The following is a 15,624-nucleotide window of genomic DNA, read 5'->3' on the forward strand; positions in this document are numbered from 1 at the left end:
ATCTAGTAACGATAATGTTCAGGCTTAAATGGCCCTGCGACATCAAGACCAAGATACTTCGACTGTTCTTCGGTTAATTCGGTCAATTTCACACCAAGCTTATCAAGATGAAGTGCCGCAACTTTCTCATCCAAATGCTTCGGAAGCACATAAACTTCTTTGTCATAATTTTCATAATTATTCCAAAGTTCGATTTGTGCTAGAACCTGATTAGTAAAACTAGCAGACATGACAAAGCTTGGGTGACCAGTTGCACAGCCGAGGTTCACAAGACGACCTTTTGCGAGCACAATTAGACGCTTACCGTCTGGAAAAACAACTTCGTCAACCTGCGGCTTAACTTCTTCCCATTTGTAGTTATTCAGACTAGCGATCTGAATCTCGCTATCAAAGTGGCCAATGTTACATACAATGGCGCGATCTTTCATTTCGCGCATATGCTCTAGTGTGATGACATCTTTATTGCCTGTCGCTGTAACAAAGACATCACCAAGCGGCGCAGCATCTTCCATTGTAACAACTTCATACCCCTGCATCGCAGCCTGAAGGGCGCAGATTGGGTCAATTTCTGTTACCATAACCCGAGCACCCTGACTTCGCAGCGATTCGGCGCTACCTTTGCCAACGTCACCGTAGCCACATACAACAGCAACCTTACCGGCAAGCATTACATCTGTTGCACGCTTGATGCCATCCACGAGTGATTCGCGGCATCCATACAGGTTATCGAATTTTGACTTGGTTACGCTATCATTCACATTGATAGCAGGTACCATTAACTTATTGTCCTTAGCCATTTCATATAGGCGCAGAACTCCTGTTGTTGTTTCCTCGGAAATGCCGCGCACATCAGCCATTAACTCAGGATAATCCTGATGCATAATCGCCGTCAGGTCGCCGCCATCATCAAGAATAATGTTTGGCACCCAACCATCAGGACCTTTAATCGTTTGATGAATACACCATTCTGCCTCTTCCTCAGTTTCACCCTTCCAAGCAAAAACAGGAATGCCGGCAGCAGCCATCGCTGCGGCGGCCTGATCTTGGGTTGAAAAGATATTACAGCTGGACCAACGTACTTCTGCACCAAGGGCCGTCAGAGTTTCGATTAAAACTGCTGTTTGGATTGTCATATGCAAACAACCGGCAATCCTCGCACCCTTTAGGGGTTGTGCCGCACCATACTCAGCGCGCAATGCCATCAAACCAGGCATTTCTGTTTCAGCAATATTGATTTCTTTACGCCCCCAATCAGCAAGCGAAAGATCAGCGATTTTATAATCAGCCATATGACAGGTCTTTCATTGTAAATTTACGTTTAAAACGATTTATATCAGAATATATATATAAGATAAAGAATTCTTTATATATAGATTTTTTTATCTTTATGGTTTCAGTAGAACTGATCAAAAATCAAATGCTTTATTGATTATTCGTCTTCATCAAATTTGGCGGTAACCAGATCCATCAAGGCCTGAATGGCTTCTTCAGACTGCGTCCCGGTAGACGTTACAGAGATTGTGTCGCCTTTAGCGGCACCCAACATCATCAACCCCATAATTGAAGTTGCTGTAACTATTGTTCCGTTCTTCTCAACTTTAGTGTCGGCATCAAATTGGCCTGCAATTTTCGCAAACTTCGCTGAAGCCCTGGCGTGCAGGCCACGACGATTAACAATTTCCATCAATTGCTGCATATAGCGACCTCATAAAATTGGGCGGTAGTGAAAATTGTTCGCTGAAACTCGCCATCTAAGAGCCAAGAATTTCACTCGCAACATTGATATATTTAACACCCGCTTCTTTAGCGGCTGCAACAGTCGCAGCTAAATCAGAACCACTGCGGACACTCGCCAGCTTAATTAACATCGGCAAATTAATCCCCGCAATGACTTCTACTGTTCCCTTTTCCAGTAGAGAAATAGCTAAATTAGACGGTGTGCCGCCAAACATATCCGTAAGTAAAATAACACCTTCACCAGAATTAACGGCCTTAACAGCCTCCATGATCTCACTTCTGCGAAGTTCCATATCATCATCAGGGCCGATACAAATGGCGCGGATATCATCTTGTGGGCCTACAACATGTTCGGTAGCTGCAACAAACTCATCAGCGAGCTTCCCGTGCGTTACCAATACCATTCCAATCATTAAATCACACTCCGAAAATACCTAACCATTTACTATTTATATAGCGTCTATATCCCTGTGGTAAATATTAGTTTTACGACCTTCTTTTGTAATCAAACGGGCCATTGTCTCCGCCATCATAACAGACCGATGTTTACCACCCGTGCAACCGAAGGCTATCGTCAAATATGATTTTCCTTCCACTTCATATCTTGGAAGCAGGAATTCAACCATATCCTGTACTTTTGATACAAACTCAGCGAACCCTTCATCAGCCCGAACATAGTTTGCTACAGCTTCGTCCTGTCCAGTCATTTTTTTTAGCTCAGGCACGTAATGAGGGTTCCTTAGAAAACGGACGTCAAAAATCAGATCAACATCACGAGGAACTCCTTTTGAAAACCCAAAGGACGTTGTTGTTATGACCATCGATTTTTCTGCTTTATCGGAAAACCGTTCAACCACAACCCTACGAGTATCCGTACTACTACGATTACTCGTATCGATTATACCATCCAACGCCAACCTTAACTCCGACATCAACTGCCGCTCTTCTTTTATGGCTTGGCGCAAGGGTTTTCCGCTCTCCAGCGGATGCCGCCTTCTGGTTTCCGAAAAACGCTTCATTAGAACGTCAGTTGAGGCATCCATAAAAAGAACATGGAGATCGATCGTATCTTGCTTTCTTAAAGCACGCATCTCGCTCAAAAACAGGTCTGGGGAAAAATGTAAGGTCCGAGAATCGATACCTATCGCCAGCGGTGTATCAACAGCTTTCTCGCTCGCCTCTTTCAGAAGGTCATTCAACATTGTCAGAGGCAAATTATCAATCGCATGATATGATATATCTTCAAAGGCCCTTAACGCACTGGATTTTCCGGCACCGGACAAACCTGTTACAACAACAATTCTTCGCTTTTCCTGCACTATACTGATTCCCTCACCCTTCAAAATCAATATCAAGGACTGTATATTTTTTGGCAAGTACCAATTCTATTTTTATCGGCGTTGAGTGATCAAAAGAATACAATGCGAGTTTGGGAAAAGCGACGCCGCATATAACCTCTGTTGGCATATTGGGCGAAACTTCAGGGAGACGCTCAACTTGGTCACGCGGAATCAAATCGACAACCAAATCTAGCCTTTGGCTAGCCGCGCACGGTACCTGGACAATGCCAACACCTCGAACCTCCAATAGCCCTTTTAATTGATCAGGGGCTGACATTCGCAATTTGGATTCCGCTTGGGTAATAATAACCTGATCGTCACTTACTAAAACCGCACCGCGATCAATCAGTCTGAGCGCTAAATCGGACTTCCCAGAACCAGACGGTCCACGCAGCAAAATACCTTTATCCCCATATTTCAGCGCTGTACCGTAAATAGTATCCATTTTTACGTTTCCGCAGCGGGAATTTGTACGGTAAAGCGCGCACCTAATATTTCGTTCGCACTACCACGCCTATTTTCGGCTGAGATACGCCCTCCATGAGCTTCAATCACTTGTTTTGATATGGCAAGCCCCAATCCCGAATGATTTCCAAACGCCTCATTATCTGGTCTTTCGGAGTAGAACCGTTTGAAGATTTTTTGCTCAGCGCCATCTGGTAATCCCGGTCCATCATCGTCAACCATTAACGTAACATACTTATTTTTGCTGGTTATCGATATTCGAACAGAACCACCTTCAGGACTGAAGCTAATGGCGTTGTCAATTAAGTTTCTCCAAACTTGCCCCAATCGGGCCTCAATACCTTTAACACGGAATATGCGATCGCTAAATTCACCTGCTCGAACCTGAATATCTCGCGGGATATTCATCGTACTATAAGCATCCAACAAGGTTGTCATCATAGCACCAAGGTCAAATATTTCCATTTTCCCCCGGGTAAGTTCAGCGTCCAACCTCGACGCATCCGAGATATCACTAATTAATCTGTCAACTCGCTTTACATCCTCAGCGAGAATAGCAAACAAACGCTTTTGAACATCTGGTTTATCCGTCATCTGCAACGTTTCCAGTGCACTCCGCATACTTGAGAGAGGGTTCTTAATCTCATGCGCTACATCAGCTGCAAATCGCTCAACAGCATCAATCTGATTATAAAGTGCACGCGTCATATCTGATAAAGATCTTGATAGATCACCGATCTCATCCAGACGCTCTGCAAATTCTGGTATGCGTTCCTCCCTCCCGATTCCACGGCGAACACGTTCCGCCGAACGGGCTAACACTCGAATAGGGCGAACAAGTGTTCTGCCGAGGAAGAACGAGAGGAGAAGCGTGATCGTAAAGGCACCAGCAAACACTTGCACGGTCAATAACTGCTCAGACCTGACGATCGCTTCGATATCTTCTGTTTGTCCTGTTAACAATAAAACACCAAGAACGCGTCTAAAACGCTGCACAGGAACAGCAACATTCACAACATACTGACCATCCTCACGGACACGTATCTGACTTTTTTCGACACCTTCAATTGCGTTCAAAACCTCGACAAAATCAATGGCCCGCATGCCCGGGCGATCAACACTTAGCGGAGCCTCCGGTTTTCGAGTAAAAACATTTAAGACATCGAGAATAGTTTCTTCGATTTGATATTTGAGCGATTCTTCGCCGTCAAATGCACCCAAAGGTTCTTCCACAAGGCGTTTATCGCCTGCGAGAAAACGACTATCGACCAGAAGCCCACCCTCAAAAGAAAACAACCTGGCCCTTAGTTCCGTTGGGCCAACAAGACGCGTCAAAATATTTCGGGCTGCCGGTAAATCAATCTCTGACGCTTCGGGCCCTCCGGATGCAGACTCGCCAACCGCACCTGCAATAATTTTAGCCTGAATTAACAGAGCCGATGTGCGTGCTTCGATTAAATTGTCACGAAATTGGTTTAGGTAAAGAACACCACCAACCAAAATAATAAGGGCGATCGCATTAACGACCATGATCCTTACCATCAAAGGGGAAAGACCACGGGTATAATGGCGCGGTTGGACCGATGCGTTATGATATTCACTCATTGCGCACTGATCCTGTCCATAACCGATTTGAAATGATAAATTCCATACACATGTCAGTAAATTTTATCTCTACTGACATGTTAGTGAAAATTCCATTTTATGAAAGATTAATCTTCCTTAAAACGGTAACCGACGCCGTAAAGCGTTTCAATCCCGATAAAATCGGAGTCAGTCATTCTGAATTTTCTACGCAGTCGTTTTATATGGCTATCAATCGTTCTATCATCCACATAAACATCATCTGAGTATGCGGCGTCCATCAATTGATCCCGGCTTTTTACATGCCCCGGATGGATAGCCAAGGTTTGCAGAATCAAGAACTCGGTAACGGTAAGCGTAACATCATTACCTTTCCATGTGACCCGGTGCCTGACAGGATCTAGCGTAAGGTGGCCACGCTCTAAAATTTCGTCTTCATCCTTAACTTCTTCAACAGCAGTTACTTGCCGCATTTCTGTACGGCGCAATAAGGCTCTGATCCTCTCGATCAACAGACGCTGTGAAAAAGGTTTTCCAATATAATCGTCTGCTCCCATGCGTAGCCCTAATAACTGATCAATTTCCTCATCTTTTGATGTTAGAAAAATGACCGGCATCATTGTCACTTCCCGCAACCGGCGCAACAGTTCCATACCATCCATGCGCGGCATCTTAACATCCAATACAGCGAGGTCCGCTGGGTTCTTCGAAAGCGCTTCCCAAGCCTTCTGGCCATCAGGATAAGTCCGGACGCGAAAACCTTCGGATTCAAGAGCAATCGTAACCGAAGTTAAGATGTTACGATCATCATCTACGAGTGCGATCGAAGCTGTCATATATCAATCCTCTATATGAAATTGGCATCGTTGAACATTAGCATAGGCTAATAAACTATATATGAAAATGACTTAAGGTCGATTTAAGACAAAAACATGGCAAATTCGTGCCCTCTAAATGGCAGCGCTGTCATAATAAATATATGAAACTATTGAGTAATATCAACAGATTCATATTGATTTCCCAGCCATTTTCCGCAAGGTTAGCGCCACATTCAAAAGGCGAGCAGAATATATAGACGCTTCCTACTGACAGAAACCCATCCGGAGGGCTTGACGTTGAAATCGACCGACGCAGTTAAAAGTAACTTTTCACTCGAAAATCAAGGTATCACAGGTGTCGCCAATCAATATTGGAACCTAAACACTCCTCAATTGTACGAAGAAGCTATCCGTCGCGGTGAAGGACAGATCGCCAAAGACGGCCCGCTTGTTGTTAAAACTGGCAAACACACTGGCCGTTCAGCGAATGACAAATTCACTGTCCGCGATGAAACCACTGAAAACACTGTATGGTGGGGTGATGTAAACCGCGACATAAGTAGCGAGCAATTTGACGCCATTCACAACACATTCCTTGAGCACATTAAAGAAAAGGATGTATTTGTTCAGGATTTGTGGGGCGGATCTGATCCAGACCACCGTGTTGCCGTTCGGACAATTGGTGAATACGCATGGCACAGCCTGTTTTGCCGGACAATGTTGGTCAGACCAGAAATCGAAGAACTGGCTGACTTTAAACCACAATTCACGATCATTAACCTGCCAAGCTTCAAAGCTGACCCTGCAACAATGGGTACGCGCTCTGAGACGGTTATCGCCGTTAACTTCGCCAAAGGTCTCGTCTTAATTGGCGGTACAGAATATGCCGGTGAAAACAAGAAATCAGTGTTCTCTATCCTGAATTATCTGCTTCCTGAAAAAGGCATTATGCCGATGCATTGCTCAGCAAACATCGGGCCAGAGGGCGATGTTGCCATTTTCTTTGGCCTGTCAGGAACAGGCAAAACTACACTCTCTGCTGACAGCACCCGCACACTCATCGGTGATGATGAACATGGCTGGTCTGACGAGAGCGTCTTCAATTTTGAAGGTGGATGCTACGCAAAGATGATTCGCCTATCAGAGGAAGCAGAGCCGGAAATTTATGCTACAACACGTAAATACGGCACAATCCTCGAGAATGTGGTGATGGATGAAGTCACCCGTGAATTGGATTTGGATGACAATACACTTGCGGAAAACACACGCGGTGCTTACCCCATTGATTTTATTCCAAACACAAGCGAACACAATCGCGGTGGATTACCCAAAAACATAATCATGCTAACAGCAGATGCGTTTGGTGTTCTTCCCCCAATTGCACGCCTAACCCCGGAACAAGCCATGTATCACTTCCTGTCCGGCTACACCGCAAAGGTTGCCGGAACAGAGATTGGCGTTAAAGAACCGCAAGCAACCTTCTCAACTTGTTTTGGTGCCCCGTTTATGCCGCGCCACCCAAGCGTATATGGTAACTTGCTCAGAAAGAAAATTGCAGAAGGCGGTGTGAACTGCTGGCTTGTAAATACTGGCTGGACAGGCGGTGAATATGGAACTGGAAACCGTATGCCGATCAAGGCAACACGTGCGCTCCTGCATGCCGCTCTTGATGGCAGCCTGAATAACGCGCCAATGCGGGTTGACCCATATTTTGGCTTTGAAGTACCAACGGAAGTGCCGGGCGTTGACACAGGTATTTTGAATCCACGGGATACATGGGCAGATAAAGATGCCTATGACGCCAAAGCGGAATACCTGGTCGGCTTGTTTGTCGATAACTTTAAGACCTTTATCGACCACGTGGATGATCAGGTTAAAACGGCTGGCCCGAAAGCTTCCTAACCAAAGGTAATTGAAACATTTAAAAGGCGTGTAATCAGTATTACACGCCTTTATCTTGTATATCGACTACCCGTTCCTAATACCCACCCTAGCCAACACTCAGTGCTAAAATTCTCGAAATATGCGCATATGGCCTGCCACTCTCAAGATGCCAGATATTAAATGCATCCTGAACTTTCCGCATCGCGCCCTTTGACGTTGGTTTTTTGTCAACCACACCTTCACGTATCAAGGCTTTCGTTACATCCTCTGACAAGACAAATCCGTCTTTTCCTATAAACCTTAAGAACAACTGTGCGGTAGCACCGCCCAATCTACTCCCCCTTTTCTTGAGCATGTCAAGAAGCCCAATAAAATCGGTCATTTCCCATTCAGCAATACATTTTGCGGCAGAACCATATTCATCCTGAAGATCACAGACTAAGGACGCATTCTCGCGCACTGTCACAATCTTCATGCCGTTGCGAACAATCCTCGTATCCTTCAAGAGGCTATCCAAATCATCATCTGACATAAATTTCCAACGAACCGGATCAAATCTTTCAAAAGCGGCTTCAAACCCGTCCCACTTGCTATCAATCACCTTCCAGCTAAATCCAGCCTTGAAAATCGCCTTTGTCATTTCAGAGAGAATTCTATCATCCGTGCGCAAGAGGAGGTCTTCATTAGATTTAATTTCAGGCATTAGGGATTGAACAACGTCAATACTTCCTTTGTGCAGAGCCGCCATATCATAGATAGCTTCAAATTTATTCATGTGCCCCTCCTGCTCTTATGCTATAATTTTCTCATGTCTGGACGAGTATATTTTTATGGTGTAAAGCACTGCACCGATGGATATGTTTTTCAAGAGTAACACATGCCAAGTGACATTAAAAATTTCGGGTTCCCCCGATGGGGTGAATATGGCCGCGAACGCGAAGCCGAAATTGTGAGAATGTGCGATTATGCCGGATGTAATGAAAAGGGTGAGCATCCAGCCCCCAAATCCCCCGGCTCCAATGAACGCTGGTATTTTTGTCGAAGCCACGCGGCCGAATATAATCGGAACTGGGATTTCTTTCAGGGTATGAGCGACGAAGAAGCCATGCGCCACATGAACGACACGAGCGAGTCTGCCGACGCATTTGCACATGCACGCACCTACGAATGGGGCGGCGGACTTGATGATGACGGTTTTTCTTCAACCGAGAACAGGGCGTTTGACACGCTGGAACTTGATAACACGGCTAGTCAGGAAGACATCAAACGACAGTTTCGTAAACTCGCAAAAATTTACCACCCAGATGCCAACCCAGGCGACCCTGCTGCTGCTGAAAGATTTCAAGAAATTCAAGCGGCTTATGACCTATTGAAAGAACGCCCTGTCTTTTAAATACCGGCAATACCCGAAGGTTTTGCAACGCCGATCAGCGGTGTTGCGGATCAATATCTTTTATATTTCCCGCAAATTTTTTATGCTGCGCGACATCAACAGGCTTATGTACGCGCTCTAAATTCGGGAGTTGATGATCCCTAGACACACCTTTCCGCCATTCCTGCCGAGGTCGAATAGGGCGCTTTACAAACCCACCGCCGCAATTAGGGCAAACATTTTCGAGAACAGCGTCTACACAATCAATGCAAAACGTACACTCATAAGAGCAGATCATTGCCTCACCACTATCGGTTGGCAGGTTTTTATCGCAATGTTCGCAGTTTGGTCGTAGTTGAAGCATAGACGCCCCTTGCACTATCACAGTGAATTCATTGATATTCTACGCAGGAATCGCCGTAAAATACACCAGTTATTAACCTTATTTCTTTACTGATTGATTGTAATCGGTAATAGAAAGAAACTATATTATAACAATAGCTTAAAGGGCCTAAAATGATTAAACTCATCATTTCATCGGCAATCACTGTATCTTTGATATTTTTATCTACAAATACAGTTGCACAAGATGCATGGTCCTATGAAGGAAATACCGGACCGGATAACTGGGGCAATTTATCCCCCGACTATAAACTATGCAGCGCTGGCCAATACCAATCCCCAATAAACATCGAGGGTACTGATCCTGCAATCCTGCATGATTTGCAACTAAACTATAATGTTCATCCAGTTGACCTGCGCCACCACGGCAAACATATCGTTCAGAATTATAGCAACCAAAGTGTTTTGAATGTTGGTGCCAGCGCGTATGAACTCAAAACCTTGACGTTCAAGAGCCCTGCCGAACACACTATTGCTGGTAATCGCTATCCGCTCGAAATCCAATTAACTCATCAAAATAAAAATGGCGAAGTCGCAATCCTAAGTATTTTTGGTGCAACAGGTTCCGAAAATCTTGCCCTTAATGAGATTATAGCCAATCTTCCACTTGAAGCAGGACAAACAAGCAAGAATGATAAAGTGGTTTTCAACGCCCGTGATCTGACGCCGCACAATAAGGCCTATTATCGATATAATGGATCCTTGACGACACCGCCCTGCACTGAAGGGGTGAATTGGTATATTCTCAAAACACCTATCGAGGCTTCCCCCCAGCAAATTAACATGCTGAATGCATTAAGCGGTAATAACGCAAGACCCGTAAACACGCGCAACCACCGTATTATTTTGGATACCAATCAATAAACTGGAACTTACAATGAAACGCCTAAAATCCAGTTCACTGATGATATCGTGTGTTATTATTCTGTCCGCATGCGGTGCTGGCAACAGCCTAGACACAACAAACATCAACGACCCTGACACCTTAGGGGCAAATGAAGTGGTGACTTTAGGCCCCATAGAAACGGCCATTTGCGAAAATCGTCCAGAGGGTGTCCCTTCAATCCTTAGTCAATTCCAGTCCTTTCAAACATATGATCGTTTTCTTAGTGCCTACGCCTATGAACTGGATGGCCATCCGATAAGGGCAAAGGCGATTTATACGTCACTTGACAAAACCACTTTGGATGACACAGCCGTCTCGTTAACTTGTGGCAACACAAAACATTTCGAAGGCACAATACGTGCCATCATTACCATGCGCCTCAGCGCTATTGATAGCCAATTGAAATCACTCGGCGTCAATTTTGTTGGTCCGCTTAAACCGTTGCATGCGGGACTAGCAGCCGCACCGCGTCAACCTATTCAAATAGTGCAAACACCTACTCCAGAGCCAATAGTGAGAAAGGCCGCCGAGAAACCAAAGGCGATCAAACCCAACGACAAACCATCGCAAGCCAATCCTTTCTTTAAACCACTTGAGGTTACTTTGCCTGAAAGTGTAAATGCGAATGGTCGATGGTTTTCCCATATCGCCTCCTACGGCACACTAGAAAACGCAAATTCATATCGCAGCAGGTTAGAGGACAAATATCCGGCACTTGTCGGTCACATTCAAGACTGGCAAGTCACCGCGAAAAACGGAACCGCGTGGAGGCTCGGTGTCCGCGTTAATGAATGGTCTGACGCGGATCGCTTGTGTGTGATCATTCGTTCTAAAGAAGAATACTGCCGCGTCCTCGATACAGCAAAATAAAATTATCAGAACGCTAATGTTTTTAGCATGATCATACCATTTAGCATGAAATCCGATTTATAACTGGCGAAACGCGGGAAGCGCTTATAGTATGCCACAAAAATTGAATTGGCCTCAGGCCAGTTTAAAAGGTGGGGTAAAATCTGGGTTTCTGTTTCCATGACTGTGGAAGCACACTTATAGGGGAGAATATTCTCATGGCGTCTTCTTCAAACGCTCAATGGTCATCACGCTGGGCATTCATTATGGCCGCGGTTGGCAGTGCAGTTGGTCTTGGTAATATATGGGGTTTTCCATATGAAGCTGGCCAAGGTGGCGGCGGTGCATTCGTACTGATTTATCTGTTTTTCGTATTCGTAATTGGTATGCCATTGCTGATCGCTGAATTATCCCTTGGCCGCCGTGGAAGAATGTCCCCAATCGGCTCGATGAAAAAAATCGCCGAGGAAGAAGGCAAGAGCACCCTTTGGCAACTTATCGGTTGGTCAGGTGTTATTGGTGCCTTTATCGTTATCAGCTTCTATTCCGTAGTAGGCGGCTGGGTATTGGCATATGTAGTAAAAGCCCTTAGCGGCTTCTCCGGTCTGGCAGCGGACAGTTCAGCAGAGGTCTTCACCTCCTTCATCGCTGATCCATATTTACCAATTATTTCTCATGCGGCCTTTATGGGCATTACGATATTTATCGTTGCCAAGGGCGTCGAAGGTGGTCTTGAGAAAGCCGTTACCTTCCTAATGCCAGCATTATTTGTTTTGCTGGTCGGCCTTGTGATTTATTCGGCGTTCACTGGTGCCTTTGCACAAACCCTGAGTTTCTTATTTGCGCCAGATTTCTCAAAATTAACGCTGAATGTCGCGCTTAATGCGTTAGGCCAATCCTTCTTCTCGCTCTCTCTAGCGCTCGGTTCCATTATGACATACGGGGCTTACTTGAAACGTGATGTGAATATCGGTAAATCAGCCGCCATTATCGCAAGTGCTGATACGGGCGTCGCTGTATTGGCGGGCCTCGCGATTTTCCCGATCGTGTTTGCATATGGTCTTAATCCAGGTGCAGGGGGCGGTCTTGTATTTATATCGTTGCCGATTGCATTCGGTCAAATGCCGGGCGGTGTCGTGATTGGTACGCTATTCTTTAGCTTGCTTGCTGTTGCCGCAATCACCAGCGCGATTTCACTATTGGAACCATCTGTATCCTATGTTTCAGAAAAAACAGGTAAAGACCGCAGAAAAGTTGCCGCTACAATCGGGTTTGCAGCCTTTATTCTGGGTATATTCTCTTCGCTTGGTCAAAGCGGTAATATTTTGGGTGATGTCTCTATTTTCGGCTACTCTATTATGGACGCAAAGGACTCGCTCACCAAAAACTGGATGATGCCACTTGGCGGCATGTTCACTGCCCTATTTGTAGGTTGGTTCGTCAGCAGAAAGTCTATGATGGAAGAATTAGCCATGAATGATAGCTCATTCAAAATCTGGTACTTCCTTGTGCGGTTTGTGTGCCCTGTCGCAATAGCCGCGGTGTTTATTTCTATCGTATTCCTGTAAGCACCAAACATCTATTACAGTGACAATAAAAAGGCCCCATATGGGGCCTTTTCTATATCTAAATATAACTTACTTTCAACCAGCGTTCGCAGCGATTTCCCTGATACGTTCAACCATAGAGAACAGACCATTTGCTCGCATGGGTGACAGGTGGGATGACAATCCTAAATCCGCCAAAACTTTCTTGGCGTCGGTACCTAAAATTTCTGCGGACGTTTTACCAGAGTAGACAAGCAACATAAGTGCAACCAATCCCTTAACGATATGGGCATCACTATCGCCCCTCAATGTAATCGAATTGGCCTCAATTTCGGGAATAAGCCATACCTTTGACTGACAGCCACGAACCTTGAAAGCATCAACCATCTCATCCTCACCGAGCGGCGGTAATTTGCGCCCCAGATCGATAATATATTTATAGCGATCTTCCCAATCGTCGAGAAATTCAAATGTATCGATCACTTCTTCGAGCGTGATATCTGATAAAGACATATCAATCAGCCTTCTGTTTAAACGTCAGTATTTTCATGACGTGTTTAGAGAGAAAAATCAGCAAGTGCAAATAGCAACTTATGAATTCTGCTCAGATGTTGCTTGCAATCAGCCATAACACATGCATAGGGTTGTATGGGTGGGAAATAATGGGAGGCATTAGGGAATGAGTGAAAAATCATCTATACAGTATCCAACAACAGGGTACGCCTGGTATACTGTCTTCCTGCTCCTGGTTGTTTACACCTTCTCTTTTATTGACCGACAAATCCTGGCCCTCCTTGGCCCGATGATCATTGATGACTTTCAGTTGTCTGACACAGAATTTGGTGTCTTAAGCGGATTTGCCTTTGCAATTTTCTATACCATCTTCGGTCTATACTTCGCTCGTATCGCTGATAACAAAAGCCGAAAACTGCTAATCGCAGCAGGCTTGGTCATCTGGAGTGTTATGACAGCAGCATCAGCGTTTGCCCGTTCCCATACGACATTGTTTCTTATGCGGATTGGTGTTGGTATCGGTGAAGCGACACTATCGCCCGCGGCTGGGTCAATTATTGCGGACAGTTTCCCAAAGGATAAGCTCGCAACCGCACTCTCGATCTATGCCATGGGTATACCTTTCGGTATCGGCTTCTCCTATCTGCTTGGCGGGCAAATGATTACTGTTGCATCGTCAATTCCTGACATTCAGTTTCTTGATTTCACAATTGATAAAATTTGGCAGAAAACTTTCTTGCTTGTTGGCCTGCCGGGACTTTTGATTACTATATTGGTATTGTTCCTTAAAGAACCCACGCGTAAAGGCACCAGCGCAACTCATGTAGCAATGCCGTTTTCAGAAGTATATGAAATCTTTAAGCAACGCTGGAAAGCTTATATTTCAATATCATTGGGTACTTCATTTATCGCAGCACTGGGTTTTGGCACCGCTGCATTTCTACCGGCCTTTTTCTTGCGAATTCACGATGTGGCTCCTTCAGAAATGGGGCAAACCTTTGGAATAATCGCAATGGTCACTGGACCGCTTGGGCTGTTACTCGGCGGGATTGCTGCCGATCTGGGCGCAAAAAAAGGGCACCGGGATGCACATTTGAAAGCATTAATGCTGGCTCCTCTGGGGTTTGCCATTCCATCTACTATTTTACCGTTTCTAGAATACTCCTCAACTTTGTGGATAATGGTAGGGATTTCCAATTTATTTCTTAACCTGCCCGCTGGTGTCGCCTTTGCCAGTCTTCAGCTTATTTCACCCAATCGTATGCGCGGGCAAATCATTGCATTCCATATCTTTTTAACCAGTATTATCGGATATGGCTTAGGGCCAACTATGATTGGATACTTCGCCGACACATTCTTTACCGGCCCTGAAAGTATTGGTTACGGCGCTGCGGTGGTTGCCGCGATTGCATTTCCTGCCAGTTTAATACTGTATCAATGGGGAAGAAAACCGTTCAAGAAAGCGCTTATTGAAGAAGAAAAACGCATTGCCGAACGGTTGGCGGTTTCAAGTGATGCGTCATAGAAAAAAAGGTGACGATAAACGTCACCTTTTGAGTTCAGACTGAAAGAAGCCTAAATACTGATTAAGCTTCATGGTTAATATAGTTATAAACTATTAATATTGCAAATAATGTAAGCTCACTTTTGCGCGATTGTTACAAACCCGTGACATTATCATAATTTTTATAGCTTTATTTTGTGGCGATCAGATCAATCGCTTCAGCTTCGACATGCTCATTGTTAGGTCTAAATTTTAATACAACCCCTGGAATAAGACCAATTTCCAACTCAATTTCTTCAAAATGAAATCTTTTGAAATTCAGCTTTCTACGGGCTGCGCTCGCTCTAAACAATGACGATAAAATCGTATTGATTAATGTCTTACCTTTGGTTTCCTCCAGAAGCACTTGCTGTTCAGCTTCATCAATTAACTCACGAAGCTTAAGATGAGGAACCACCTTGGGCGAAAGGCCCAACGCAACTTCAACCTCAGTTACATCATAGCCAGCACGTTCAATATAAGGCAGGGCTTCATTGAATTGCTGTGCAGTTTTAGAGAGCGTATCACCGCCAAGATTTTTTAATTCCTGTGTCATCGCGCCGTAGGCATGGACGGCACTTTCCTGAAGATTTAAATCCTTACCCTTGCCAAACAGGGCCTGACGCAAGTCTTCAAAAATATCAGGCAATCGTTTAGTCATTTGTGAAACCCTCTCTGTTTTAT

Annotated in this window: 17 protein-coding genes; 6 read left to right on the forward strand and 11 right to left on the reverse strand. The window is 44.9% G+C overall.

Annotation, left to right across the window (positions count from 1 at the left end):
- Positions 1-2: 2 nt before the first annotated feature.
- From ahcY to KFF44_RS15790, 7 genes are all read right to left on the reverse strand, one after another.
- Entirely contained in the window at positions 3-1,289 is a 1,287-nt protein-coding gene (gene ahcY, locus KFF44_RS15760) for an adenosylhomocysteinase (RefSeq protein WP_255935999.1), read from the reverse strand.
- A 140-nt stretch (positions 1,290-1,429) separates the two neighbouring features.
- Positions 1,430-1,696 (reverse strand): HPr family phosphocarrier protein, encoded by a 267-nt coding sequence (locus KFF44_RS15765; RefSeq protein ID WP_255936001.1) that lies wholly within the window; start codon positions 1,694-1,696, stop codon positions 1,430-1,432.
- 55 nt (positions 1,697-1,751) lie between these two features.
- Positions 1,752-2,150, reverse strand: coding sequence for a PTS sugar transporter subunit IIA (locus KFF44_RS15770; protein WP_255936002.1), 399 nt, complete (start codon positions 2,148-2,150; stop codon positions 1,752-1,754).
- Positions 2,151-2,186: 36 nt separating this feature from the next.
- Positions 2,187-3,056 carry an RNase adapter RapZ gene (gene rapZ / locus KFF44_RS15775; RefSeq protein WP_255936003.1) on the reverse strand — a complete coding sequence of 290 codons (870 nt, stop codon included), beginning with the start codon at positions 3,054-3,056 and terminating at the stop codon, positions 2,187-2,189.
- 13 nt (positions 3,057-3,069) lie between these two features.
- On the reverse strand, positions 3,070-3,522 hold the full coding sequence (locus KFF44_RS15780) for an HPr kinase/phosphorylase (RefSeq protein WP_255936004.1): 453 nt from the start codon (positions 3,520-3,522) through the stop codon (positions 3,070-3,072).
- A gap of 2 nt (positions 3,523-3,524) precedes the next feature.
- Entirely contained in the window at positions 3,525-5,147 is a 1,623-nt protein-coding gene (locus KFF44_RS15785; RefSeq protein ID WP_255936005.1) for a stimulus-sensing domain-containing protein, read from the reverse strand.
- Between the two features lie 107 nt (positions 5,148-5,254).
- Positions 5,255-5,962, reverse strand: a complete 708-nt coding sequence (locus KFF44_RS15790; protein ID WP_255936006.1) for a response regulator transcription factor — start codon at positions 5,960-5,962, stop codon at positions 5,255-5,257.
- A 279-nt stretch (positions 5,963-6,241) separates the two neighbouring features.
- Between KFF44_RS15790 and KFF44_RS15795 the strand changes: the two genes are divergently transcribed.
- On the forward strand, positions 6,242-7,846 hold the full coding sequence (locus KFF44_RS15795; protein ID WP_255936007.1) for a phosphoenolpyruvate carboxykinase: 1,605 nt from the start codon (positions 6,242-6,244) through the stop codon (positions 7,844-7,846).
- A gap of 88 nt (positions 7,847-7,934) precedes the next feature.
- Here KFF44_RS15795 and KFF44_RS15800 read toward each other — a convergent pair whose 3' ends face one another.
- Positions 7,935-8,603, reverse strand: a complete 669-nt coding sequence (locus tag KFF44_RS15800) for a DNA-3-methyladenine glycosylase I (protein ID WP_255936008.1) — start codon at positions 8,601-8,603, stop codon at positions 7,935-7,937.
- Between the two features lie 102 nt (positions 8,604-8,705).
- On the opposite strand from KFF44_RS15800, the gene KFF44_RS15805 reads away from it, so the two are divergent.
- On the forward strand, positions 8,706-9,221 hold the full coding sequence (locus KFF44_RS15805; protein WP_255936010.1) for a J domain-containing protein: 516 nt from the start codon (positions 8,706-8,708) through the stop codon (positions 9,219-9,221).
- 34 nt (positions 9,222-9,255) lie between these two features.
- On the opposite strand, the gene KFF44_RS15810 is transcribed toward KFF44_RS15805, so the two are convergent.
- Complete coding sequence (locus KFF44_RS15810; protein WP_255936011.1) at positions 9,256-9,564, reverse strand: DUF1272 domain-containing protein; 309 nt, start codon at positions 9,562-9,564, stop codon at positions 9,256-9,258.
- A gap of 152 nt (positions 9,565-9,716) precedes the next feature.
- Here KFF44_RS15810 and KFF44_RS15815 point away from each other — a divergent pair, with 152 nt between their 5' ends.
- The 3 genes from KFF44_RS15815 to KFF44_RS15825 all read left to right on the forward strand — a co-directional run bounded on the left by KFF44_RS15815 (position 9,717) and on the right by KFF44_RS15825 (position 12,905).
- Positions 9,717-10,466, forward strand: a complete 750-nt coding sequence (locus tag KFF44_RS15815) for a carbonic anhydrase (protein WP_255936012.1) — start codon at positions 9,717-9,719, stop codon at positions 10,464-10,466.
- Positions 10,467-10,479: 13 nt separating this feature from the next.
- Positions 10,480-11,358, forward strand: coding sequence for an SPOR domain-containing protein (locus KFF44_RS15820; protein ID WP_255936013.1), 879 nt, complete (start codon positions 10,480-10,482; stop codon positions 11,356-11,358).
- A gap of 191 nt (positions 11,359-11,549) precedes the next feature.
- Entirely contained in the window at positions 11,550-12,905 is a 1,356-nt protein-coding gene (locus tag KFF44_RS15825) for a sodium-dependent transporter (protein ID WP_370691178.1), read from the forward strand.
- A 75-nt stretch (positions 12,906-12,980) separates the two neighbouring features.
- Here KFF44_RS15825 and KFF44_RS15830 read toward each other — a convergent pair whose 3' ends face one another.
- Positions 12,981-13,397, reverse strand: a complete 417-nt coding sequence (locus KFF44_RS15830) for a SufE family protein (RefSeq protein WP_255936016.1) — start codon at positions 13,395-13,397, stop codon at positions 12,981-12,983.
- A gap of 166 nt (positions 13,398-13,563) precedes the next feature.
- Between KFF44_RS15830 and KFF44_RS15835 the strand changes: the two genes are divergently transcribed.
- Positions 13,564-14,922, forward strand: a complete 1,359-nt coding sequence (locus KFF44_RS15835) for an MFS transporter (protein WP_255936017.1) — start codon at positions 13,564-13,566, stop codon at positions 14,920-14,922.
- A gap of 169 nt (positions 14,923-15,091) precedes the next feature.
- Here the strand turns inward: KFF44_RS15835 and KFF44_RS15840 are convergent, their stop codons facing one another.
- Positions 15,092-15,601, reverse strand: coding sequence for a hypothetical protein (locus KFF44_RS15840; RefSeq protein WP_255936018.1), 510 nt, complete (start codon positions 15,599-15,601; stop codon positions 15,092-15,094).
- Positions 15,602-15,624: the final 23 nt, after the last annotated feature.

It is taken from the genome of Kordiimonas sp. SCSIO 12610 (assembly GCF_024398015.1).
Lineage (GTDB): Bacteria > Pseudomonadota > Alphaproteobacteria > Sphingomonadales > Kordiimonadaceae > CANLMI01.